Origin of the sequence: Enterococcus sp. DIV1083b (assembly GCF_051713705.1) — a bacterium.
GTDB lineage: Bacteria > Bacillota > Bacilli > Lactobacillales > Enterococcaceae > Enterococcus_D > Enterococcus_D casseliflavus.
In genome coordinates, this window is record NZ_JBIOQJ010000001.1 from 1,739,594 (window position 1) to 1,763,888 (window position 24,295).

Here is a 24,295-nt window from a genome sequence, read left to right on the forward strand (position 1 = left end):
TCTCACTCCTTGTTTAGTAAATTAGTAATTTACTAGATAGAGTAAGTATAATGAGGAAGTTGGTTTGGAACAAGCAAAAGGTCTTTTCTAGTAGCTAGGGACAGATGTCTATAGAAAAAGCACTTGATAAGAAGGATCTAAAAACAAACGCTCTTAAAAAGTGCTTTTTTATGATGCATTACTTCACTAACTCAATTGATTGAAAAAAAGGCGCAACGCTTGTTTTCTCTGATGTGTAAGCTGCGCTTTAGGAATGCCTTGGATCGCCCCTTCAATGCCGTAGAGCATATGCAAGCAAGCGCCCGCATCGCATTGGTGGCGGATAGCTAGAAAAACCTCTTCGGCCGTTTTTGTGCGTAGTTGTTCAGGGGTATTGATGCCGATACGAACCAGGTGATCCGCTAAAACCTGACCTACATTTGGTAATTTTTGCAGTTCATTCATAGGTTTCTCCTTTTTGATTGTGGTCATCTTGCCCCTCTTTCTCTTGACGAACCAACGCATAGAGCTTCATATCGAACAGCTGCTGGTTTTTCTCCGCATGCTTTCGCAAAACGCCTTCTAACGTAAAACCTGCCTTTTCCAACACACGACAAGAGGAATGATTCTTCGCAAAAGATTCTGCAGACATACGAACAATAGTTGATGTAGTAAATACATAGTCACATAGTTGCTGAACAGCTTGGGTCATCAAGCCTTTTCCCCAATACTCTTGTGCAATAGAGTAGCCAATCTCAGCCGTTCTATAATGGATATTTTCTTTGCGAACAGCACGGATACTGCCGACTGCTCGGTCATCCACAGTGATCGCAAAGGCAAATTCTGCTTCCTCCACAGATCGAATATAGGCTTGTGCATCTGCGACCGTATAGGGGAATGGCAACCCATCTCGTAAATAATCGTGGATGTTTTGATTATTTAACGCATGGGCTAAATCTTGCGCATCGCTCATTTGCCACCTTCTTAAGGAACACTTCATAGCAATTCCTCCTTTATCAGTCCTTCATTTTGATCCTATTGTACGAGTTTGTGTGATTTTTTACAAGCGAATCTCAAAAAAGCAGAAAAAAGAACCAGCTAGACAAACGTCTAACTGGTTCTTACATACATCGTCTTGAAAAGATAATGGCGTGATAAACATAGAAAAAATAAAAATTATTGCGCTGAAATAGCGATCCCAATGGCTTTTTCTCCTAAATGCGTGCCGATAACTGGTCCGAAGTGACCAATCTCAATTTCTGCATTTGGGTATTTCGCTTGTAGCTTCGCTTTTTCTTCTTTCGCTACTTCTAAATTGTTGGCGTGGATTACATAAAATTTAACAGGCAATGCGATTTCTTGCTCCCGTTGACCAATGATATCTTCTGCGCGATTGAATGCTTTTTTACTGGAACGAATGCGCTCGTAAAGCACAATTTTTCCTTGATCAAAGGTCAAGATCGGTTTGATTTTTAATAATCCGCCAATCAAGGCTGCCCCATTGGTTAAGCGACCGCCGCGAACCAAGTTATTCAAGTCGTCCACGATTAGATAGGCATAGGTATTGTCTCTGATAGTGTCCAGATGGGAAATGATCTCTTCGACGGTTTTGCCTTGACTTGATAGATCAAGAGCGGTTTCTACCATGTGACCCATCGGCATACTTGTGATTTTCGAATCGTAAGGAATGATTTGAACGCCTTCGATTTCATCGGTGATTCCATACAGCGTTCCGATAAATCCAGAGATACCGCTTGATAAGTGGATACTAATGATCGTGTCGTAACCGCGATCTTTCAATGACTCATATAAGGCTAACACTTCTCCTAATACCGGTTGAGAAGTGGTTGGGAATTCTTTGCTGTTTTTCAGCAAAGCGTAATACTCATCAGCTTCAATGTCGATACCCTCATTGTAGACTTTTCCATCTAAAATAACAGGAATCGGTATGATAAACAAATCTTCATGATTTTTGATCCGTTCCGGCAGATAAGCTGTACTGTCAGTAACAACGGCTAATTTCATTCTTTTTCCTCGTTTCAACAAATTTCAAACGTCATTAATAATATAGCATAAATTTACTTACTTTCAAATGGTTTTCAGAACTTTTCATTCTGCTTACTCATTAAGAAAATTCCTGATCGCTTGTTGATTGGTTTCAAGATTGACGACTAACACACTTCCAGCACTCGCACTTGAACCGTATTGCCAAGAGTCAGCGACTGGGACAGTCAAGCTGTCGACGCCTCCCGCCCCTCGAGCAATCGAGAAGGTATTTTTTAATAGGAAAGACATTGGCAGGTTGGTGGAAGCATAGCCTAAGACTTTTCCTGCTGCATAAGGCAATTTTAAAATAGCTAAAGGATTTTTCATTTCGCTAAAGATCGCATCCATTACTTGCTGCTGTCGTCTTACACGACCGAAGTCACCTTCTTCGTCCATCCGAAAGCGTGCGTATTGCAACAGCTCAAGCCCATTCATTTGTTGTTGCCCTTGTTTGATGGCAACTTCAAGATTTTTACTCATATCTTTTTCCGCGTTGATAGCAACACCTGAGGGAAACAGTGTGTCGATCACTTTTTCAAAGGAACGAAAGTCAACTTTTGCATAATAGTTGGTTTCTAGCCCGAAATTCTCCGCTAATGTTTGTCTGACTAAATCAGCACCACCAAAGGCATACGCCGCATTGATCTTGTTTTCGCCATAACCGGGAATCGTAACTAAAGTATCCCGCATAAAGGAAAGCAGCTTCGGTTGCTTACTGGGACCATCTAATTGCAAAACCATAATAGTGTCTGCGCGTCCAGCTTCTCCTTCACGACTATCACTACCAATGAGCAATATATTACGAGCACCATTAGCAGCGGCCGTACCATTAAAGGACTCTTCATCAGTCGTAGCAAAAGCAGCGTCACTTCTTGCGACTTGCTGACCGACAAGAAACGCAATCAATGAATAGGCAAAAAGCACCAATAGTACCCGAACCACAATACGTAGAACTGGGTGCTTCCGCTTTTTCTTTTGTTTGGGTTGCTTGCTCTTCTTAAGCTTTTGCGGTTTTTGTTTGCTTTGTTCCTGGCCATGATGCATCGCAGGTCCCTGAGCAGATAGCGGGGGGATTGCTCTTTTTCGTCCCTCAGATTTTTTTATTCCTACTTGTGACTGTTCTCGGGAACTTTGAGCCGCACGAGGGTCGCTTGCCCTAGGATGCTCGGTGTTTTGATACAAAATGTCTCTTACTGGCTCATCAGCAGACGAAGTAGAATCACTCGGTCTGACGCGCTGGTTTCTTCTTTTTGCTTCTCGGCGGGCAAAGATACTTTCTTTGGCTGCCTGACTGGATTCCTTTTCTAGCCGTTCATGCAGTTTTTTATTTTTTTCCATCCTGCTCATTGCTTCTGATCCTCCAACTAAAAAATAGCTCTCTGTCTATAAGGATACCCTAGACCTTATAGAAAGAAAGCTATTTTCTGAAATTTTAACCTTTTTCTAGGAAATTTCTTCATTTTTCTACCTTAGATGCTTTGATGCTCCTTGTCGTGTGCTCACAAATCCTGCTTGCTCATAAAATGATTTCACTTGATTTGCCGACCAAAAGTTTAGTGAGAGATCATCGAAGCCTTTTTCCAGCGCAACGTTTTCAGCAAATGCCAACAATTGTTTCCCAATATGCATCCCTTGATACCGAGGGTCAACAGCGATCGCTGCAATTTCCAGCCACTTTCGTTCATGCATCATCGCATTTTGTGGCAAACAGACCTCTTGAAGATGCACAAAGCCACAAGGCTGTTCCGCCAACCAAGCGATAAAAAAGTGGTGGCTTGGTTCTTGCAGCTGCTGTGTGATTGCTTGTTCAAATCTTGGCTGATCAAAGGGCTTAAAAATCGTTGGGTACCATTGATGGTGCTGTGTTTGGATCTCTTTATGAAACGTTGCTAAAAGTGTTTCATCTTGGCTAATTTTTATTTTGACTTGAGTCATTTTTTGTCACTTCCTCAACAACATTTACCGAGTACACGCCGAGAAGATGGACGTGTCCACCCAACAACTGAATCTCTTCAAAGGCATTTACAATCAGTTGCCACGGTTTGTCCATCACTAGATCGATCACGAAAAAATATTCCCCTAAGGTGGTTTTTGACGGCCGCGATTCAATTTTGCTTAAATCAATTTCTCGCCAGCCAAAGGTTGCTAAGATTTTGTGCAAGATTCCCGGACGATTTGCTGGCAGCGTCACAAAAATCGTTGCTTTCTCGACGGTCTGCTCTGGTAATTGGGTGTTTGCTGCTTTCTTCGTCAAAGCCCAAAAACGGGTTTGATTAAAGGCAACATCTTGAATATTGGTTTCTTTGATCGTTAACTGATAAGCCAAAGCGGCTTCTTTGGAAGCAATCGCCGCAACTGCTTCTTCTGGATGTTTTGCTACGTAGGCTGCTGCAGTCGTTGTGGAAGCAACCGCCTCAACAGTAGCTCCAGCAAATCGGGCTTCGATGAAGTCGGCACATTGCGCCAAGGCTTGCGGATGAGAAATTATCTTAGTGATAGGACGGTTGTCTTTTGCTATTTGCTGAGAAACTAACAATTGATGATTGATCGGTAAAATAATTTCCTGTTCGATGCTCAATTGATTTTGACGAAACAGTGTATCAATAGTGGCATGAACGGACCCTTCTAATGAGTTCTCGTTCGGAACGACCGCACGATCGATCACACCGTTAGCTAGCGCATGAATACAAAGTGGAATCGATCCATAAGGGATACAGGCATTTTCTGGATACGCTTCTTGCGCAGCTAAATGCGTAAAGGAACTTTTCGGTCCTAAATAACCAATCTTCATTTTATGCACCTGCTTTGATCAAAATTTCCTGTACGATTTCTTCTGGTGTTTTGTTCGTCGTTTCAACGATCAATGAAGCAGTTTCTTCATAAAGAGGGATCCGAGGACGGTAAACAGCCAATATTTCTTCTGGTGATTTTGAGACGACTAAGGGACGAATGCTGCCAGTATCCGCCTTTAAGCGATGGATCAGTTCCTCGGGATCTGTTTTTAAATACACGACGAGCGGCATCTCTTTTAAAAGTTGACGATTTTCTTCTTTTAACACGATGCCCCCACCAGTGGAAATAATTTGTTCCTTTGCCAAAGTTTTAGCTAAAATATCCGTTTCGATTTTGCGAAAGGCTTCCTCACCGTGTTGGTCGAAAAAGTCTTGAATGGTCATGCCGATCTCAGCAACGATCAAGTCATCAAAATCCACATGAGACTGGTTCGTTTCTTCAGCCAAAAGACGACCAATCGTGGTTTTTCCAGCACCCATAAAGCCAATTAATATCACTTTTTTCACTCGCTGTTTCCTCCTTTAGCCAAACGTGCGACATCCTCAAAAAAATCAGGATAAGAAACTGCTACGGCTTCGGCTTTTTCTAATTCTACCTCTTCATCTGTCAATAAGGCGGCAATTTGCAGCATCATACCGATGCGATGGTCCCCCCGACTTGACACACGTCCGCCATGCAAAGGGGTTGGACCGTTGATGATCAACCCGTCCTCGGTGGGAGTGATGTCCGCTCCTAGTTTTGTCAACTCTTCGGCAGTTGCATCGATTCGGTTGGTTTCTTTTACTTTTAGTTCTTCCGCATCTTTGATCACCGTTTTGCCATGCGCCTGCGTGGCTAACAACGCAATGATCGGCAATTCATCGATCAAGCGTGGGATAATATCGCCAGCGATGGTTACTGCCTGCAAGGTAGAACTTTGAACGGTAAGGTCAGCTGATTGATTCTGATCATCTTGATTAGAAAAAGCAATCGAAGCACCCATCTCCTCTAACACGTCAAGAATTCCTGTACGAGTGGGGTTGATCCCGACATTTTTTAAAACGATCTCACTTTCTGGCATAATCGCGCCAGCTGTTAAGAAAAAGGCAGCAGAGGAAATATCACCGGGAACAACTACTTCTTGTCCTTGGAGTGTTTGAGGTCCCGTCACAGTGATCGTTTTGCCTTGTGTTGTGATGACACCACCGAATTGACGGATCATTTCTTCGGTGTGGTTGCGGCTTGTTTCTTTTTCAATGATCGTAGATGTACCTTGTGCTTGTAGTGCCGCAAAAATCAGCGCTGATTTTACTTGAGCACTTGCTACGGGCATCTGATAATTGATGGGATGTAATGAAGCCGTGCCATTGATGGTGATCGGTGGGAATTCCGTCTGTTCATGCCCTCTCACATTGGCACCCATTTCTCTTAATGGCAGCATCACGCGATTCATTGGTCGTCTATTCAATGAGTCATCACCGAATAAGGTAGTTGTAAATGGCTGTCCAGCCAAAATCCCCATCATTAGACGAATCGTTGTGCCAGAATTACCGATATCGATTGGTTCGTGGGCAGGCTTAAGGCCATTGAAGCCCTGTCCTTCAATCGTGATCGTCTGACCGTCATCATGGATCGGAACCCCTAATGATTGAAATGCATGAAGGGTGCTATAGCAGTCTTCTCCACGTAAGAAATTTCGGACAGTCGTTGTTCCTTCAGCTAACGCCCCGAACATGATACTGCGATGCGAGATCGATTTGTCAGCAGGGACCGCTATCGTCCCTTTTAAATGTGTTGCTTTTTTTAGTTTCATCCCAGCCTCCTATTTTTTTCGACACGAATAGGTCGTCTTATTTTGGATCAGCTGCTCTGCTTGCAGCAAATCATTTTGCGTTTTGAATGAAATCTGTAAAACACCAATGATGTCTTCTCGAGTTTCAAGAATTTTTAAGTTGATCAAAGAGAGCTGATGTTCGCTCAATAGGCCCGTCACTTCAGCGACAACACCGGGATGATCCGGTACATCGATGAATAGATCATAGAATGCCGGGATCGCGCCATTTTGATGAACCGGCAATTGATCCCGTGTTTCCTTCGCGGATTCAAAGAACCGAAAGATCGCCCGTTCGTCTTTTTCCTGCAACCAGTGAGCCATGGTCGTCATTTGTTTTTGCCATTCATCGATCAGCTGCAGCAGTTCCTGTCGATTACTCAATAAGATATCGGTCCACATGCGAGGATCTGAAGAAGCGATGCGAGTGATATCGCGAAAACCACCTGCTGCAAGTTGCTGCGCTCTGGGGTGGGCTTGGTTGAAAGCGTCTGCCTGATTGACTAATCCAGAAGCAATAATATGGGGCAAATGGCTCAACATCCCTGTGATTTGATCATGCTCTTTTGGCGCAAGCGCCACATATTTGGCTCTGGTGCCGCGAAAAAGCTCTTGCAGCTCTTCCATCCGCTGACTTTTCGTCGGTGTGAAGATATAGTAAGCATTCTCGAAAAGGTTCTCATCGGCTGCTGTGATCCCTGATTTATGAGAGCCAGCCATCGGATGGCCCCCAATAAAATCAAAGGAAAAGGACTCGGCGAATTGGGTGATTTCCGCTTTGGTACTGCCGGTGTCTGTTACTAGCACCGAAGGCTTTAATGAAAGTGCCCCCAGTTCGGCAAGATATTTTTTGGTGATCTCTACCGGCAATGCCAACAAAATCACGTCGGCACGGACAGCACCTTCTGAAAATGAAGGGGGCACTTCGTCTACTAAACTTGTTGCTAATGCGATCTCATTGGTTTCCTGACAATCCCAGCCCATCAAATGCACTTGCGGATGTGCCTTTTTGATACATTTTGCTAAGGAAGCGCCGATCAATCCTAGACCGGCGACAAAGATATTTTGGTTCATGAAAAGAATCCTCATTTCTACTGGAATTTTTGCTGGTTCTTTAATCAGTAGGTTAACAAGTATTCTCGATACGCCTGAACAGATGCGGTCAATTCTGCGAATGAATCGCTTGGGAACTTTTCTAATAGTTCATTGGCCACCACTGTCGCCACCACACTCTCACAAACAACGCTGGCTGCTGGTACAGCGGTGCTATCTGAGCGTTCGACGCTTGCTTTATACGGTTCTTTGCTGTCGATATCCACACTTTGCAACGGCTTGTACAAGGTCGGGATCGGCTTCATAACACCACGAACCACGATTGGTTCACCGTTCGTCATGCCGCCTTCAAACCCGCCAAGGTTGTTGCTGCGACGGGTATAGCCTCGTTGTTCGTCCCATAAAATCTCATCCATGACTTTGGAACCTGGCAAAACACCAGCCTCAAAGCCAACGCCGAACTCAGCACCTTTAAAGGCATTGATGCTGACCACGGCTTGGGCGATTTTCGCATCAAGTTTTTTGTCCCATTGCACGTAACTGCCTAAACCAGGAGGAACGCCGCCAACAAGTACTTCCACTACACCGCCGATCGTATCGCCATTTTTCTTCGTTTGATCGATCAGCTGCTTGATTTCTTCTTCGACTGACGGATCTAACACCCTTACTTCTGAAGCTTCAGAGCGTTCTGCGATTTCTTTGACGGTCAACCCTTCAGGAATTTCCGCTTTGATGCCGCCTAACATTGTTACATGACCCGCCACATCGATGCCAAGCTCCTTTAAAATTTTCTTCGCGATTGCTCCGATGGCTACCCGCATGGTCGTTTCACGAGCAGATGAGCGTTCCAAAACGTTTCGTAAATCTTGATGATGGTATTTCATGCCGCCGACTAAGTCAGCATGACCAGGTCTTGGTCGTGCCACTCGTCGTAGTTTGCGGTCTTTTTCTGGTACCTCTTCGATCGCCATGACCTTGGTCCAGTTTTTCCAATCTTTGTTCTCAACCACTAAAGTCACAGGAGAGCCTAGTGTTTTTCCATGACGGATACCCGAAGTGATACGGACTTGGTCTTTTTCAATCAGCATCCGTCCCCCACGGCCATAGCCGGTTTGTCGTCTCGCTAATTCAAAATTAATGTCTTCTGCTGTTAATGGCAATCCTGCCGGTAAACCTTCGATAATGGCGGTCAACTCTGGTCCATGTGATTCGCCTGCTGTAATATAACGCATGATCCGTTACCTTCCTTTCTTATAATAGGTAGTCTTTGATTTTTTCAGTCGGGATCGTCACGATTTTCGCCTGTCCGATCGCTTCTAATAGAATAATCTTCAATTGTTGCCCGCGGGCTTTTTTATCATGAGTGATTGCTTGGTATAATTGCTCTTTATCTATTTCACTTGGTGTGATCGGCAAATGAAACTTCTCAACCATTTCTGTAAGCTGCTGGGTCGTACCTTTTGGTGTTAATCCGATGGCTTCTGCATGACGGGTGATCATGATCATCCCCATTGCAACCCCTTCGCCATGACTGGTGTCAAACGCGGCTGTTCTTTCTAAGCCATGCCCGATCGTATGACCGAAGTTCAGTGTCAGACGACTGCCATGATCAAAAGGATCTTCTTCTACTACTTTTTGTTTTACCTTTAAAGAAGCAGTGATTACTTTCTCAGCATGTGCCAAAAGATCGACTTCATCTTTCAAACCTGCTAACGTTTGCCAAAGCTCAGGATCTGCAATAGCGGCTGACTTGATGATTTCAGCAATGCCTTCTTGGACGCGTTTGAGGGGCAAACTTGTAAGTAAATCTGGATCGATCATCACACCGGCTGGTTGTGCAAATGTCCCGACGAGATTCTTGGCACTGCCAGTATTTACAGCTGTTTTTCCGCCGATACTTGAATCGACCTGTGCCAATAACGTCGTTGGAATCTGCAAGAAATCAATGCCGCGCATATAAGTAGAAGCAACAAATCCTCCAAGATCACCAATCACACCGCCACCAAGGGCAATGATCCCATCGCTTCTGGTCATTCCGAGTTGGGCAAGACCATCATATAAATTAGCTGCTTGCTCTAGTGATTTGCTTTTTTCGCCAGCTGGTACGACTAACAGTGTTGCCTCAAACCCTGCAGCGGTCAAGGAATCGACGATTTGTCCGCCATACAGGGGTGCGACGTTGCTGTCTGTAATGACGGCAATACGCTGTTTGTCCCACAACTGTTGCACCCAGGTTCCGACGTTTTGAAACGCCCCTCGTTTGATGAGGATATCATAGGAATGTTCTTCTAAATGAATGTGTAACATTGATTTTTGCACCTCTTTTATTGGTTGTCTTGACGCTTAGTCTTGCAACGCTTTGATTTCTTTCATCGCTTTTTCCATGATATGGACTTCTTTCATCATGTTCATGTACGTTTTTTCATTAAGTGATTGAGGACCATCAGACCAAGCATTGGCTGGATCTGGATGGATCTCAACGATCATCCCATCGGCGCCAGCAGCAACACCCGCTCTAGCCATAGGCGGTACAAGATCCCAGATACCTGTTCCATGACTAGGATCAACGATGATTGGGAAGTGGCTCAGTTTTTTGATGATTGGTACCGCGCTTAAATCAAAGGTATTACGGGTTGCTGTTTCGTAAGTTCGGATCCCACGTTCAATGAAAATCACTTCACTTTTATCTTGAACGGCGATGTATTCCGCTGCATTCAACCATTCGTCGATTGTGCCAGAGATGCCTCGTTTAAGGCCAATTGGTTTCCCAGTTTTCCCAACGGCAGCTAGCAATTTGAAGTTTTGCATGTTCCGAGCACCAATCTGCAAAATATCACTGTATTCCGCAACCATATCGATATGTCCTTCGTCCATGACTTCTGTGATGACTTTCATTCCCGTTTCATCCGCTGCTTGACGAATGTATTTTAGCCCTTCTTCTTCCAGCCCTTGGAATGCGTATGGCGACGTGCGTGGTTTGAAGGCACCACCACGTAAGATTTGTGCACCACCAGCTTTAGCGATTCGGGCACATTCACGAATTTGGTCTAAGCCTTCAATCGAACATGGACCAGCCATCGTAACAAAGTTGCCGTCACCGATTTTCACGCCATCTACATCCACAACCGTATCTTGCGGATGGAACTCACGAGAGGTCAATTTGTAGGTGTTTGAGATCCGAATGGCATCTTCGACACCCTCGTAGCTGCGAAAAGCAACATCTTGGATGCGGCGGGTATCCCCTTTTAAGCCGATAACGACCTGTTCTTTTCCTTGGTTGACTTGAACATCTAAGCCTTCTTTTTTGATTCTTGTTACAACAACTTCAACTTGTTCTGGCGTAGCGCCTGGTTTCATAATTACGATCATTTTTTCTTCCTACTTTCGTTTTTTTCTGTTTTTTATTTTTTACATGGATTCGATGAGTGCTTTGACTTTTTCAACAGGCATCGCTTTGCCAGTCCAAAGTTCAAATGCGGCTGCACCTTGATAGAGTAGCATGCTTAAGCCGTTTGCAGTTTTGGCGCCGACTGCTTTCGCATCTTTCAAAAGCTGCGTTTCTCTTGGATTATAGATGACATCATAGACAGCTAATGATTCCCGTAGGAGTGTTTTATCTTTCAGAGGACTTACGGTATCATTTGGTTTCATTCCCACGCCCGTGGCATTTACCAATAAGCTGCTTTGATCGATGGCTGTTTTTAAAGCCATCTGATCTTCTAAGTCGGTTAAGGTAATTTCACAAGCTGTTTTTTGTGCAATCTGTGTTAATTTTTCTTGGATGATTGGATAAAACTCATCCTTGCGGTTAAAGACATGGATCGTTTTGACGCCGTCTAGTGCGGCTTGGCTAATGATCGCTGTCGCCGCTCCGCCAGCTCCAATCACCGTCATGGTGTCGCCAATGATGGATACTTGAATGTCCTCAAGAGCTCGCATAAAGCCGATGCCGTCTGTATTGTGCCCAATCAAGCGACCTTCTTGATTGACGATCGTATTGATTGCGCCGATCAACTCGGCTGCTGGTGAACATTCATCCATCAGCGCTACAGCCGCCATTTTATGAGGCATCGATAAATTGACACCTAAGAGGTCCAACTGACGGATGCTTTGGATACTAGCGGCTAAATCGTCCGGCTCAACATCAAAGGCCAGATACACGGCGTCGATCCCTTGTTCTTCAAAAGAAAGATTGTGCATCGCTGGAGAGATGCTGTGTTTGGCTGGTTTGGCAAATAGTGCCGCCAACCGTGTGTGTCCGGTTATCATTTGTTTCATCTGGTTCATTCCTTTCAACAAAAAAAGATGTCCACCGTAAATTTAAGAATCTACAGTGAACACCTTCAAACATTACATAACGACAGAGCCGATATGTGAATATAAAAAATAGCCACTATAGATTTTACGATCTACGTGGCTGCGAATTCATTACGAAATGCTCTAGCCATCATAGATACAAACTTAGCGTTTGTACCCATGCCTTCATGAATACAAACCTATCTAAAATAGCTAAAGTAATATTTATTCAGTTGTGTGGGGTTCGTTAGCAATAATTTTTGCATAGTCGTTCGCTCCAAACTGATGTAAGATTGACCTAAGTATAGGTTTAACTTTGAAAGATGTCAATGATTTTTTCTTATTTTTTTCATTTATTTGATTGTTTTTTTTGAAAACACTGTTCTATCAAGGGTTTATAAGTCATCCTCAAAGAACAATAATAGTTCAGGTAAGCTTAATTGCGCTTTTTCCTCTGCTGAAAGATCTTTGACGATCTCCCCTTTTCTGAGCAGGATCAAGCGGTCTCCGTATTTTAATGCATCTTCCATCCGATGGGTGATCATTAGACAGGTCAGGTTTTGTTCTTCCACGCGTTTTGCAGTGATTTGCATCAGCTGTTTGGAGGTCTTTGGATCTAACGCAGCCGTATGTTCATCTAGCAACAACAGTTTTGGAGTTTGGATCGTTGCCATCAATAAACTTAGTGCCTGTCGTTGACCACCAGATAAACTGCCCGTTGGCGTATCCAAATGATTTTCCAACCCGTTGCCGATTTCTTTACAAAGTGCAAAGAACATTTCCCTTTGTCCTTGGAGTTGTCGAAGACCAAGTGACCGTTTTTGCCCTCTTTTTTGGGCTAACAGCAGATTTTCTGCCACTGTCATACGGGGAGCAGTGCCCATTTTCGGATCTTGGAAAACCCGCGCCAAAAAGCGTGCGCGCTTTTCTTCCGAAAGTGTAGTCACATTTTGATCATCGATCATCACTTGCCCACTCGTCAAGGGCATGGTGCCTGAGATGCAGTTGAATAACGTGCTTTTGCCGGCGCCATTTCCTCCAACGACCGTGACAAATTCTCCTGGCTTTAAAGAAAGATCGATTTTATTCAAGAGTACTTTTTTCTCATTTGGTCCGTTGCCGACAACTTTAAAGGCTTTTTTTAAGGCTAACATTATTCGTCCTCCGTTTCAAAACCAGTGCGTAGATGCAAGGCTTGTTTAAATTGAGGGATCAACAAGCAGATCGTCAAGACGATTGCAGAGAAGATCTTCAAGTAGGTCGTATCAAATCCAGCTTTGATCACAAATAGGATCAATAATTGGTAAATAATGCTGCCGATCACAATAGCGATCAAACGTTCCAGCAAGGTCAGTTCCCCGTATAACACTTCACCAATGATGATTGACGCCAGTCCGATAACGATCACACCGATACCTTTGCTTATGTCGGCATAGCCGTCATTTTGCGCAATCAATGCGCCTGAGAGTGCGATCACGCCATTGGAGACGATCAATCCAATGATTTTCATTCGATCGGTATTGATCCCCATCGATTTTGCCATATGCTCATTATCACCTGTAGCGATGTAAGCTTGACCCAAATTTGTATGGAAAAAGTAAACCAAGACGCCCCCGATCAACAAGACCATGATCAATCCAATGATTACCGTATCATAATAATTCGGTAAATTCATTCTAGTAAAAAAATCTTGAATTTTCGGTTGGTTTAATAAAGAGAGGTTGGGTGAGCGCATCACAAACAGCATGACCGAGTTCAATGAAGACATCACCAAGATTCCAGCTAAAATCACGGGAATTTTGCCTTTTGTATAAAGAAGTCCTGTCACACAGCCCGCACACATCCCAGCCAATACTCCTAAACAAGTCGCTAAGACGGGCGACACCCCATGGGTGATCGCTGTCACACAGACAGCACCGCCTAACGGAAAGGACCCTTCCGTCGTCATATCCGGGAAATTTAAAATTCGATAGGTCATAAAAATCCCTAATCCCAGGATTCCCCAAAGTAGTCCTTGCCCTATTGCTGAAACAATCATCATTCTTCCTCCATATTCTTACAAGTTTTCTCTTTCAAGACCCTCTCGATGATCGCAGGTGGTCGCTGTTCTTGGTTGTTACTCGTCACTTGCTTCGCTTTCTGGCGTCGTTGTAATCAGTTTCGCCTCGTCTTTGAGGTTTTCTGGGATAGTGATGCCCAATAACTGCGCCTGGGTTTCATTGATGATCGTTTCGCCATCGCTGAATGTATAGATTGGTGTTGTCGCAGGTTCTGCTGTCCCATCAAGAATTGCTGCCACCATCTTCCCAGTTTCCACGCCTATCGTAAATTGATCTTGTCCGACCGTTGCCAAACCGCCTTGTTCCACCATCGTGTCTACGGAAGTAATGATTGGTGTTTTTGATTTATTGGCTTCTTGAACCACGGTCTGCATAGCATTTGCGATCGTATTGTCTAACGGAATATAGATAAAATCGACTTCCCGTGCCATCACTTGCACCATTTGCGCAATTTCATTACTTGAAGGAACGGCATACGATTTGCTGGTCAAGCCATTTTCTTCGGCAGCAGCTTCTGCTTCTGCCACTTGGTATTTCGAATTGTCTTCGGTCGAAGAATACAAAATACCGACTGTTTTTGCCTCTGGCAGCAAATCTTTTGCTAGTTTGATTTGTGCAGCAACTGGTGCTTTATCGGAAACACCAGTGATATTGCCGCCGGGTTGATCCATATCTGCCACCAGATTTGCCCCAACTGGATCAGTGACTGCTCCTAAAACGATCGGTACATCCTGAGTGACATTCGCCAACGCTTGTGCTGAGGGTGTTGCTACCCCAACCAAAACGTCGGCATCTTTATTTAGCAGCTGCTGGCTCATCGTTGCCAATTTGCTTTGATCCGCTTGACCGTTCTGGAATTCGATTGTCAAGTTGTCCCCTTCGGTATAGCCTGATTCTTTAAGGCCTTCTTTGATCCCCTCGGTGATCGCATCCAGTGCTTCATGACTGACAAATTGTAGGATCCCGACTGTTTTTTCAGCTTTTTCTACTGGTTCCGAAGTCTCACTAGCTTGATTGGTCCCACTTCTCATTCCTAACTGATAGACAAATGTCGCTCCTAAAAATAATAAAATAACGGCAACCGATGCAATTAATCCCTTGTTTTTCATTTTTCATTCTCCTTTTTCTGCTTACGTTTTTCGTGTTTTTCATTTTATGGTTTTTGAGAACAAAAAAAGCAACTGCCTATGTGACGGCAATTGCAAGTAAGCAAAAGCCGCATAGAAGCTTGTCCTATGCGGCGATAAATTCAACTACCAGCATAGATACAGCACTTTAGAAGGTTCTCTAAAAAGTTGTATCTATGGAATGAGGTCCCATCAATACAACTATCTACGCCAGTTTTGCCATGATTTCACTTGCAATGGAATAAATAGTTTCATGATTGTTCCTCCTTCTCAACTTGTTTTCTTTCTTGATTGAGTTCAGTTTAGCTTATTGATAAAAAAACGTCAACAATTTTCTGTCAAATTGTCAGATTTTTTTATCGATCATTGGCAGAAGAACGAATCGTCCACATCGGTAAACGATTCAATTCTGGGATGAATTCCGTCGTTGGCTGCTCAAATGAATCAAAGGTAAAGCGATTTTTCTCAACCCCTTCTTCATAAAAAACAAACGTCACTTTATCAGGATCAACGCTGTATTCATTGGAGAAAAAAGCCGCATCATAGACGATTGGATAATAAAAAAATGTCCGATTCAGCTCATCTTCTTGCGCTTGGATCAGATCAAATACTTGATCGAGTTGAGGTCCGTTGGGCTTACTAAACATCACCGAGATCGCTCGTGTTTCACGAATCGTCTTGTCTGCAGTCAGATAAGGCAATGGCTGTACTTTTTCTGACGGCAGCTTGTCAAAAGTGATCCGATCCACTAAAGAAGCATTGATACGGTTTTGAGAAAAGACGATCAAACCTGCGAAGACCAGTGCGAAAAGAATTCCCCCGATCAGCGTGAAAATCGTTTTTTTCTGATCTCGATAAAGATCATCTAAAAAAGCTTGCCAGCTTTCAACTATTTTTTCTTTCGTGTAATGAACAAAGTTCCTAACTTGTTCCATAATTTGCCCACCTTTTTTAAAAATCCTACTATTAATTCATACTATCAATTCCCTCCTAGAACGTCAAGAAACTTCACATTTCTTCGATAATTCGGTAAGATAAAAGAAAACGGTAAAGGAGTCATTATGCATAATCTAGCTGATTCATTGATGACTGGAGCCAATCCAATCTTCGATTTCATCGTTGTCTGTTTGAACTTTCTCTCCATTTTTGTCATCGTTTGGGGTGTATTGATCGCAGGCATTGATTTTGTGCGCTACGAATTAACAGAAAAGGATCGATTGGTGGCAGCCAGAGAGAATAATTTTATCCGCAATTATTTAGGGAGCTATGTCTTATTAGGTCTGGAGATCTTGATTGCAGCAGATATTATTGAGACGATCATCCACCCTACTTTCGAAGACATCGTACGTCTAGCTGCCGTCGTTATTATTCGGACAGTCATCTCTTATTTCTTGAATAAGGAAATCGAGCGTGCACTGCAAACCACCGATCACCAACCTACCAAGAAAAAGGAAAGCTAGCTGCCATGGCTTTTCTTTGGATTCTTCGGTATAATAGATAGGAATATTTGACATTGGAAGGATCAATCCCTCAGTCAAACTATCCTTAAAAGAAAAGAGGGAAACAATATGTCTTTTGATGGTGTCTTTACCCATTTAATGGTCCAAGAATTACAAAATCAATTAACCAGTGGACGTGTAAACAAAATTCATCAACCTTATGAAAATGAGGTCGTATTTGTGATTCGTTCCCAAGGGAAAAATCACAAACTTTTGCTATCCGCACACCCCACCTATGCTCGTGTACAATGCACAACGATCGCCTATAGCAATCCAGAAACCCCACCGAATTTCTTGATGATGCTACGGAAATATTTAGAAGGGGCGATCTTAGAATCAATCGAACAAATCGACAATGACCGTGTGATCCATTTTCATTTCACGCGACGAGATGAATTAGGTGATTTGCAAGCCCTCGTCTTGATCGTCGAATTAATGGGCCGTCACAGTACGATTTTATTAATGAATAAGACGAGTGGAAAAATCGTCGATACGATCAAACACATTGGTCATTCCCAAAATACGTATCGTACCTTATTGCCAGGTGCTGTCTATGTTGCACCACCAAAGCAATCGACGCTTAATCCTTTCACAGCCTCTCGCACCAAAATTTTTGAAGAATTATCTACTCTTGATCCATTGACGGCAAAAGAACTTCAACAACGATTCCAAGGCTTAGGCCGCGATACAGCAGAAGAATTGATCGCTCGAATCAATGCCAATCCCAATGAAAAACTGCGTCAGTGGGAAGCTTTCTTTACAGAGCTTACCCAGGAGCTAGCACCAAGTTATCTCCAGTCAGAGAAAAAGGAATATTTTACACCAATTCCCTATCCATCATTGATCGATGCGACCACCACTGTCACCCATTATCAGAGTCTGAGCGAGCTTTTAGATGCGTTTTATCACGACAAGGCGGAAAGAGATCGGGTCAAACAACAAGGTGGCGAATTACTAAAGAAGATTGAGAATGAACTGAAACGGAACCAGTTGAAGTTAAAGAAACGCCAACAAACGTTGATCGATTCAGAAAACGCCGAAGAATTCCGTCAAAAAGGGGAGCTTTTGACGACCTTTATGAATCAAGTCCCCCGTGGTGCTGCTTCAGTTGATTTGGAAAATTATTATGATGAGAATCGGCTTTTGACGATCAAACTCGATCCTGCTCTTTCTCCCAATCAAAATGCTCAGAAATATTTTCAACGTTACCAGAAATTAAAAAATGCAGTCAAACTGATCCATCAGCAGATTGCCGAAACGAAAGAAGAAATCGCGTATCTCGAATCCGTGTTAGCCCAATTAGAAATTGCCTCTCCCATGGATCTGGCGGTTATTCGGGAAGAACTGATCGCACAAGGCTATGTCAAAAATCGGGCGAAACAGCGTAAAAAAGCTGCTCCTTCGCAACCAGAACGATTTCTTTCTTCAGACGGAACTGAAATTTTCGTCGGAAAAAACAATTTACAAAATGACCAACTGACCTTAAAAACAGCTCGTAAGAGTGATATCTGGCTGCATACCAAAAATATTCCTGGCTCTCATGTCATCATTCGTTCGGATGATCCTAGTGAGACAACCTTAATGGAAGCTGCAGAGCTTGCCGCATATTTCTCAAAATATCGTCAATCTGCCCAAGTACCAGTGGACTACGTGCAAGTCAAACATATTCGGAAACCGAATGGTGCCAAGCCTGGATTCGTCATTTATGAGAATCAAAAAACACTTTTTGTGACACCTGATGAGGGAATTTTGAGATTAAAACAGTCCTAGCTGTTTCTAAGTTTATTCGGATCAAAAATCATAAAGTAATCAATCAAAAAACCGATCACAAGCGCTGCGAAGAGGCACGCGCTTGTGATCGGTTTTTATGCTTTTTCGTTCTATCTACTGCTCTTTCAGCAACAATTTTGCTTAGCTTGTATCACAAAAGGCAAGCCTTCTCAGAATTCAGCCATCAACATATCTGCTAGATCCGCTAGAATGGCAATTGAACATCACTTGCGGCTAATAGGCTCTGCTGGCTAATAAATCCCGCCATCCTCCATAGTGACTTTCTTCTCAAAATCAAAATGATACAGCTTTTCCCAGTGATTGATATTCAACGTTCCTTTGATCAAACGGATCGCTAGAAAACAACAGCCTTTATCATCCTCATTGTTAACTTCGTCGTACCAGACAAAGGCTTTTCGAATTTTGCTTCTTAATTCTGCATTTTTAGGGTCTAGCACCCACCCTAAATTCTCTCCTTGACCGATCGCAGTAAACCATTCACCACTGACAGCAATCGCAACTGCTGAATTCTTACTGATTTGCTTCATTTTGTTTGATTGCTCATGAGTTGTCACGTAAAAAACGCCGTCTTCATAAAAAGCATCTACTTCTCGGACGACTGGCTGTGTTTCTCCCTTGTCATTCTCGTTACAAGCAGTCGTGGCAAGGGCGATCACATTGTCTTTAAAATGTCCGAATTTTTCTTCAAGTAGTTTTACTCCTTCTTCAAACTGAGTCATTGTACTGTTCCTCCTTACATCTCACTTCTTTTTTTAAAAGGAATCCATAATTCAACATGAACGACATGATTTTCTCTTTCTTGATAAAGCTCAGGGAAAAAATCCTCAGCAATCCACCCATTCTTCTTTAACCAGAAACGGGTATAGCGCATCGCCTTCCCCATATTGATGATCAGTTGCTCTGAAATCGTATCAAAACTGCAAACAACGTAATCCCGAGCCGGTAGCGTCCATTCATTGAAGGTCGATCCCTGTGAGTCATCACCTACTTGGCCAACAAAGTAACTCGAATAGCCTTCTGGCGCATCTCCTGGAAACGAAACACCGATCTGGTAGTTGGCTTTTCCCGGTTGATTGGCAATCTTTTGAAGAAATTTATGCCAAATTTCTTCAATCGGGTCGATCCCTGTTCGTTGCCCTAGCATTTTCCCATAGTTGAATGGGTAGTAACCGACGATCCCATAGAAGACCAGTAGATGCGGATTGCTTTTTTTCTGGATTTCTAAAACAACCCCTTCACTGATCAATGGGATACCCTCTTCCGTCACAATATAGCCTAATGAAAGATCTGGCTTATCAAAGTTTTGTAAGCCAATGGGCTTTTTCTGATAAAGCGAGGGTGAAATTCTATAGACCGTTTTAAACGTTCTTGAAAAAACGGCATGACTGCTAAAGCCGACTTCAAAAGCGACATCAATGACTCGCTTCTTTTGGTTTTTCAATAAAAGCGCACCTCTTGCCAAACGACGCAGTTTTATATATTCCCTAACAGAAATTTTAACCAAACGAGTGAATAAGCGCTGATAATAAAAAACGGACAATGATGCAACTTGCGCCAACGTTTCGATCTCTAACGGCTCGGTAAGATTGTCTTCAATATAATCGATTGATTTTTGGATTGCCTCCCATGCATGCATATGAATTTCCTTTCTTTTACTATAAAATAATTCGCTAAAAAAGCTTTACCGTGTCTGCTCTTTTTCAATTGATTCAATTGTGTTTTATTTCACAATAAAACGAATACTCAAAACCTGCTTATTGATTAGTTTAGCATAGTCTTTGTGCTCGATGCCTATGAAAATAAAAAAAAGACGAGGATTTTCGTCTTTTTTTCCGTTCGTTTTAAACTATTGTATTGCTTGAAGGTTCCCACTACGTCGGGTTTTATAGGATAATCAGAAGAGAAGTCCGAAAAAAATACGTAAAAGGAACCATTTTTATAAATCAATAGAAATAAATAGGCCGATCTTTGCGGTCTTGTAATGGGCGATTATTATTTTCTAATACTTCTTCGCGGAATTCTAAAATGAAGCGACGGCTCATCTCCCCAATCCAGTCAAAGACAAACCAGTTGATTGGCCCTTTCGTTGGTGGGGTCGTCAAGGAACCAACATAATGAAAATGGTGGGTGCGCTCTGGCAAGAACATGCTCGGATCAAACCATTGGGTGTGGTTCTCAAAGTCCCAGATGCTGTCGTCTTGCTGATTGCAGATCCAGTTGAGTTTATCCGTCAGTTTGAATAAGATACCCACGACCAAGTTTTCTCCGTCATCATTCATATGAACGAGATGAAACTCTAATTCTTGCTGCTCGTCATCGATAATGTGTTCAGACGGCATGTGAAAATGAATATCCGTCAAATAGTAGTTGATCCCTTTAAATGTGACATAGCTTTCTTTGTTATAAGGAACGAAGTGAATCGTATTTTTGAATTCTTTTTCCGTGAACCGCTCTCGTTTATAGTGAAAAGCCAAGTCCTGATCGATGGGTTCTTCGGTCTCATCGTGGACTAAAGCGATTGGGGATTGGTAAGGAAATTCGGCACCTTGTGCATACCAGTCGCACAAAGTGTGCCAATGTTCAGGTCCATTGTCTCCGGAATAACTCCAGGGAACGTCCATATTTCTTTTCAAAAAAAACAGCCTCCTAATTCAAGTTGACAGCAAGGTATAGCCCTTCCTATCAAAAAACTTTCTCCCAATGCTATCAGAAAATAGGTAAAAATAAAACGAATATGCTTGGTCATTCCCTCACATATCCGTTTCTTATTTCAATTCCTTATTCACTCAACCAAGCAGCAGGATCTTTACGCCACTTTTGTAACAGGGCAACATCAGATTCTTGAATAGCACCCGTTTCTAAAGCCGACTCGATCAACGCTGTATAGTTTGTCAAAGTCACATAGGATAAACCTGCTTGATCAAAATTTTCTTGGACTTGAGGCAGCTCGTAAGTAAAGATCGCAGCGACGCCTAATACATCGGCTCCTTCTCTTTTGGCTGCTTCACAAGCCTCTAAGACACTGCCACCTGTTGACAATAAATCTTCAATGACGACCATTTTTTGATTTGGTTGGATACGCCCTTCAATTTGATTGCCTTTACCGTGTTCTTTTGCTTTGCTTCGAATATAAACCATTGGCAAATCTAACAATTCAGCGACCCATGCAGCATGGGGAATCCCAGCTGTTGCGGTCCCTGCAATCACTTCTGCTTCTGGGTAAGTCGTTTTGATGACTGCAGCTAAGCCTTTCGCAATGGCGCGACGTACATGTGGATAACTCATAGTAATTCGATTGTCGCAGTAAATAGGGCTTTTGATGCCGCTTGCCCAAGTAAATGGTTCATTCGGTCGTAAGAAAATCGCCTCGATGTCTAAAAGATCTTTGGCGATTTGATTGGATTGTTCTTTCATTGGCTAGCTTCCTTCCATTCTTGTTTTATTTGCAGATAACTTTCATACGGTGCCTTAGATTGGGTGATTGGACGTCCCACAACGATCATGGTAGCCCCTGCTTTACGAGCTTGTGCAGGTGTCATGATCCGTTTTTGATCACCAACTTCACTGCCAGCTGGTCGGATACCAGGCGTCAAGCGTATGAAGGCATCCGTTGTCCTTTGTTTGATCTGCTTTGCTTCGTGAGCGGAGCAAACAACACCGTCTAACCCAGCTTTTTGGGCACAAGTGGCGTAATGCATGACACTTTCTTGCAGTGACGTCATGATCTGCTGATCATGATGCATTTGTGCCTCACTAGTGGAGGTCAATTGGGTAACTGCAATCAAATCAGGAACTTTGTGCCCTGCGGGGGTTCCTTGCTGCAGGCCTTTTTTAGCAGCAGTCATCATTTCGATCCCGCCGGCCGCATGAACATTCGTCAAAGCAACACCTAAAGAAGCTAAGCGTTCCATTGCTCGTCCTACTGTATTGGGAATATCATGTAGTTTTAAATCTAAAAAAATATCATGACCACAGTCTTTTAACCAAGTAACGATCGCTGGTCCTTCTTGGTAGAAAATCTCCATTCCCACTTTCACAAACAACTTTTCCTCTATAGGAAATTGCGCTAAAAAAGTTTCAATAGCCTGTTTGTTAGGAAAATCTAAGGCAATAATTGGCCGTTCACTCATCACATGTGCTCCTCTCTCACTTCTTTTATCAGCTGTTCCAAAGAAGGGATTCCTAATTCTGCCATTCGTATAGGCAATTCTTCAATCAACTTTGGGCAAATGTAAGGATCGGTAAAGTTTGCGGTTCCGACTGCAACAGCACTAGCACCTGCCAGATACATTTCAAGGACATCATCCACTGACATCACGCCCCCCATGCCAATAATTGGTAATTGAGAAACTTGCGCCACTTGTTTGATCAGGCGAATCGCCACTGGTTTGATTGACGGACCAGACAAGCCCCCCGTTTGGTTAGCTAAAATTGGTTTCCGTGTTTTTAGATCGATCCGCATGCCTAAAAGTGTATTGATCATCGTAAACCCGTCGGCGCCGCCTGCTTCGATCGCTTGCGCAATTGGGACGATATCCGTCACATTCGGCGAAAGTTTGACATAGATCGGCACTTGCGAGACTTTTTTGACCGCTTCAGTCAATGCACCAGCAACCGCAGGATCGGTTCCGAACGTGATGCCGCCATGCTTGACGTTCGGGCAAGAGATATTCAATTCGATCGCTTTGACATTTTCTGCCTGACTGATTTCCCGACACACAAGAACATAATCTTCGACGGTCGAACCGGCAACATTCGCGATGATTGGCAAATCGGGGTGTTTTTGAGCTAAGTCGGGTAAAATTTGATTCATGACCGCTTCTAACCCAGGATTTTGCAACCCGATGGCATTTAACATACCGCTAGGCGTTTCTGCTACCCTTGGGGTCGGATTGCCAAAACGTGGTTCAGGTGTAGTCGCTTTGATCATCACCGCACCTAATTGACTGATGTCATAATATTTATCATATTCTGCACCAAACCCAAAACAGCCGCTGGCAGGCATGATCGGATTTTTTAGACTCAATCCGGGTAGCTCGACATTGATCGACATTAAATGACCACCTTTCTCGCCTGAAATACAGGCCCTTCGTCACAAACTTTGACACTTTTTGTGCCTTGTTCATCATCTTTCGTATGGCAAACACAGGCATAACAGGCACCCATCCCGCAAGCCATTCGTGCCTCCATTGATAATTGAACATCTGGAAGGTCTTCGAAAAGCTGGGCGGTGGTTTTTAAAAGACCGTTATTTCCGCAAGCAAAGACCGCCGCAGGTGTTTGCTCTGCAGCTAATAACAGGTTGCCAACATTTCCTTGTAAACCCGCGCTACCATCGTCGGTAGCGATCCTCGTATCTCCCAGTGCGCGAAATTCCTCTTCATAATACATGACGTCTTTGCTGGCAAAGCCCAAAAAGTGAATGACGTGGACGCCTTGTTGCGTCAGGCGTTTCGATAATTCATAGAGCGGCGGTACACCGATACCGCCCCCTACGATAAATGCAGTGTCCCCTTGGTTTAAATGATGATAGCGAAACCCATTTCCTAACGGCCCCATCACATCGATTGGATCACCAACAGTCATTTCTGAAAAAATTCTTGTGCCATCTCCTTCGACCCGATAAATGATTCGGCATTCTTTTTTCTCAGCATCGATATGATTGATACTGATCGGTCGGCGAAGAAGAAAGGCATTTTGAGGAACCCGCAGGTGTAGAAATTGCCCTGGGGTCCTCATCTCATTGACTAATTCACCCGTCAATGTCATTTCAAAAATCCGCGGTGCCAGTTGACGCTGTTTGCTGATGGTCATGATTTCTTGCTTCATCAAAAAACTCCT

26 protein-coding genes are annotated in these 24,295 nt (G+C 43.4%); 2 read left to right on the forward strand and 24 right to left on the reverse strand.

Annotation, left to right across the window (positions count from 1 at the left end; translation table 11 throughout):
* Window positions 1-186 precede the first annotated feature (186 nt).
* The 17 genes from IGI69_RS08025 to IGI69_RS08105 all read right to left on the reverse strand — a co-directional run bounded on the left by IGI69_RS08025 (window position 187) and on the right by IGI69_RS08105 (window position 16,099).
* Window positions 187-444 (reverse strand): TfoX/Sxy family protein, encoded by a 258-nt coding sequence (locus IGI69_RS08025; protein WP_225000846.1) that lies wholly within the window; start codon window positions 442-444, stop codon window positions 187-189.
* Window positions 437-979, reverse strand: a complete 543-nt coding sequence (locus IGI69_RS08030; RefSeq protein WP_438740357.1) for a GNAT family N-acetyltransferase — start codon at window positions 977-979, stop codon at window positions 437-439. The genes IGI69_RS08025 and IGI69_RS08030 overlap by 8 nt, the downstream gene beginning before the upstream one ends.
* 176 nt (window positions 980-1,155) lie before the next feature.
* On the reverse strand, window positions 1,156-2,004 hold the full coding sequence (locus IGI69_RS08035; RefSeq protein ID WP_005235946.1) for a DegV family protein: 849 nt from the start codon (window positions 2,002-2,004) through the stop codon (window positions 1,156-1,158).
* Window positions 2,005-2,097: 93 nt separating this feature from the next.
* Window positions 2,098-3,372, reverse strand: a complete 1,275-nt coding sequence (locus IGI69_RS08040) for an LCP family protein (protein WP_438740359.1) — start codon at window positions 3,370-3,372, stop codon at window positions 2,098-2,100.
* Window positions 3,373-3,489: 117 nt separating this feature from the next.
* Complete coding sequence (locus IGI69_RS08045) at window positions 3,490-3,960, reverse strand: GNAT family N-acetyltransferase (RefSeq protein WP_010748355.1); 471 nt, start codon at window positions 3,958-3,960, stop codon at window positions 3,490-3,492.
* Complete coding sequence (pheA, locus tag IGI69_RS08050) at window positions 3,935-4,816, reverse strand: prephenate dehydratase (RefSeq protein WP_438740361.1); 882 nt, start codon at window positions 4,814-4,816, stop codon at window positions 3,935-3,937. The genes IGI69_RS08045 and pheA overlap by 26 nt, the downstream gene beginning before the upstream one ends.
* 1 nt (window position 4,817) lies before the next feature.
* Window positions 4,818-5,324, reverse strand: coding sequence for a shikimate kinase (locus IGI69_RS08055; protein ID WP_015509710.1), 507 nt, complete (start codon window positions 5,322-5,324; stop codon window positions 4,818-4,820).
* Complete coding sequence (gene aroA, locus IGI69_RS08060; RefSeq protein WP_128488562.1) at window positions 5,321-6,610, reverse strand: 3-phosphoshikimate 1-carboxyvinyltransferase; 1,290 nt, start codon at window positions 6,608-6,610, stop codon at window positions 5,321-5,323. Before aroA ends, IGI69_RS08055 begins: the two co-directional genes overlap by 4 nt.
* A gap of 9 nt (window positions 6,611-6,619) precedes the next feature.
* Complete coding sequence (locus IGI69_RS08065) at window positions 6,620-7,702, reverse strand: prephenate dehydrogenase (RefSeq protein WP_010748358.1); 1,083 nt, start codon at window positions 7,700-7,702, stop codon at window positions 6,620-6,622.
* 44 nt (window positions 7,703-7,746) lie between these two features.
* Window positions 7,747-8,913 carry a chorismate synthase gene (gene aroC / locus IGI69_RS08070; protein ID WP_438740364.1) on the reverse strand — a complete coding sequence of 389 codons (1,167 nt, stop codon included), beginning with the start codon at window positions 8,911-8,913 and terminating at the stop codon, window positions 7,747-7,749.
* A 19-nt stretch (window positions 8,914-8,932) separates the two neighbouring features.
* Window positions 8,933-9,988 carry a 3-dehydroquinate synthase gene (gene aroB / locus IGI69_RS08075; RefSeq protein ID WP_142974258.1) on the reverse strand — a complete coding sequence of 352 codons (1,056 nt, stop codon included), beginning with the start codon at window positions 9,986-9,988 and terminating at the stop codon, window positions 8,933-8,935.
* Window positions 9,989-10,024: 36 nt separating this feature from the next.
* Window positions 10,025-11,050, reverse strand: a complete 1,026-nt coding sequence (gene aroF / locus IGI69_RS08080) for a 3-deoxy-7-phosphoheptulonate synthase (protein ID WP_005226100.1) — start codon at window positions 11,048-11,050, stop codon at window positions 10,025-10,027.
* A gap of 39 nt (window positions 11,051-11,089) precedes the next feature.
* Complete coding sequence (locus tag IGI69_RS08085; RefSeq protein WP_015509715.1) at window positions 11,090-11,959, reverse strand: shikimate dehydrogenase; 870 nt, start codon at window positions 11,957-11,959, stop codon at window positions 11,090-11,092.
* A 413-nt stretch (window positions 11,960-12,372) separates the two neighbouring features.
* Window positions 12,373-13,131, reverse strand: a complete 759-nt coding sequence (locus IGI69_RS08090; protein ID WP_005226102.1) for an ABC transporter ATP-binding protein — start codon at window positions 13,129-13,131, stop codon at window positions 12,373-12,375.
* Window positions 13,131-14,015 carry an ABC transporter permease gene (locus IGI69_RS08095; protein ID WP_010748362.1) on the reverse strand — a complete coding sequence of 295 codons (885 nt, stop codon included), beginning with the start codon at window positions 14,013-14,015 and terminating at the stop codon, window positions 13,131-13,133. Before IGI69_RS08095 ends, IGI69_RS08090 begins: the two co-directional genes overlap by 1 nt.
* A 78-nt stretch (window positions 14,016-14,093) precedes the next feature.
* Window positions 14,094-15,146 carry a tryptophan ABC transporter substrate-binding protein gene (trpX, locus tag IGI69_RS08100; protein WP_438740368.1) on the reverse strand — a complete coding sequence of 351 codons (1,053 nt, stop codon included), beginning with the start codon at window positions 15,144-15,146 and terminating at the stop codon, window positions 14,094-14,096.
* Window positions 15,147-15,520: 374 nt separating this feature from the next.
* Entirely contained in the window at window positions 15,521-16,099 is a 579-nt protein-coding gene (locus IGI69_RS08105; protein ID WP_438740370.1) for a hypothetical protein, read from the reverse strand.
* 126 nt (window positions 16,100-16,225) lie between these two features.
* Between IGI69_RS08105 and IGI69_RS08110 the strand changes: the two genes are divergently transcribed.
* Both IGI69_RS08110 and efbA read left to right on the forward strand, forming a co-directional pair.
* Window positions 16,226-16,624: a DUF1622 domain-containing protein gene (locus IGI69_RS08110; protein ID WP_016609320.1), complete on the forward strand. Its 399-nt coding sequence runs from the start codon at window positions 16,226-16,228 to the stop codon at window positions 16,622-16,624.
* Between the two features lie 108 nt (window positions 16,625-16,732).
* Window positions 16,733-18,433, forward strand: coding sequence for a fibronectin-binding protein EfbA (gene efbA, locus IGI69_RS08115; RefSeq protein WP_156236187.1), 1,701 nt, complete (start codon window positions 16,733-16,735; stop codon window positions 18,431-18,433).
* 251 nt (window positions 18,434-18,684) lie between these two features.
* On the opposite strand, the gene IGI69_RS08120 is transcribed toward efbA, so the two are convergent.
* From IGI69_RS08120 to IGI69_RS08150, 7 genes are all read right to left on the reverse strand, one after another.
* On the reverse strand, window positions 18,685-19,173 hold the full coding sequence (locus IGI69_RS08120; RefSeq protein ID WP_438740372.1) for a pyridoxamine 5'-phosphate oxidase family protein: 489 nt from the start codon (window positions 19,171-19,173) through the stop codon (window positions 18,685-18,687).
* A 14-nt stretch (window positions 19,174-19,187) separates the two neighbouring features.
* Window positions 19,188-20,090 carry a helix-turn-helix domain-containing protein gene (locus IGI69_RS08125; protein WP_438740374.1) on the reverse strand — a complete coding sequence of 301 codons (903 nt, stop codon included), beginning with the start codon at window positions 20,088-20,090 and terminating at the stop codon, window positions 19,188-19,190.
* Window positions 20,091-20,397: 307 nt separating this feature from the next.
* A complete protein-coding gene (locus tag IGI69_RS08130; RefSeq protein ID WP_017144366.1) occupies window positions 20,398-21,075 on the reverse strand; it encodes a carbonic anhydrase family protein in 678 nt (225 codons plus the stop codon).
* A 157-nt stretch (window positions 21,076-21,232) separates the two neighbouring features.
* Window positions 21,233-21,868, reverse strand: coding sequence for an orotate phosphoribosyltransferase (gene pyrE, locus IGI69_RS08135; RefSeq protein ID WP_438740376.1), 636 nt, complete (start codon window positions 21,866-21,868; stop codon window positions 21,233-21,235).
* Complete coding sequence (gene pyrF / locus IGI69_RS08140; RefSeq protein WP_005226112.1) at window positions 21,865-22,584, reverse strand: orotidine-5'-phosphate decarboxylase; 720 nt, start codon at window positions 22,582-22,584, stop codon at window positions 21,865-21,867. The genes pyrE and pyrF overlap by 4 nt, the downstream gene beginning before the upstream one ends.
* Window positions 22,584-23,507: a dihydroorotate dehydrogenase gene (locus tag IGI69_RS08145; RefSeq protein WP_201689129.1), complete on the reverse strand. Its 924-nt coding sequence runs from the start codon at window positions 23,505-23,507 to the stop codon at window positions 22,584-22,586. Before IGI69_RS08145 ends, pyrF begins: the two co-directional genes overlap by 1 nt.
* A complete protein-coding gene (locus tag IGI69_RS08150; RefSeq protein WP_005226114.1) occupies window positions 23,507-24,283 on the reverse strand; it encodes a dihydroorotate dehydrogenase electron transfer subunit in 777 nt (258 codons plus the stop codon). Before IGI69_RS08150 ends, IGI69_RS08145 begins: the two co-directional genes overlap by 1 nt.
* Between the last annotated feature and the right edge of the window lie 12 nt (window positions 24,284-24,295).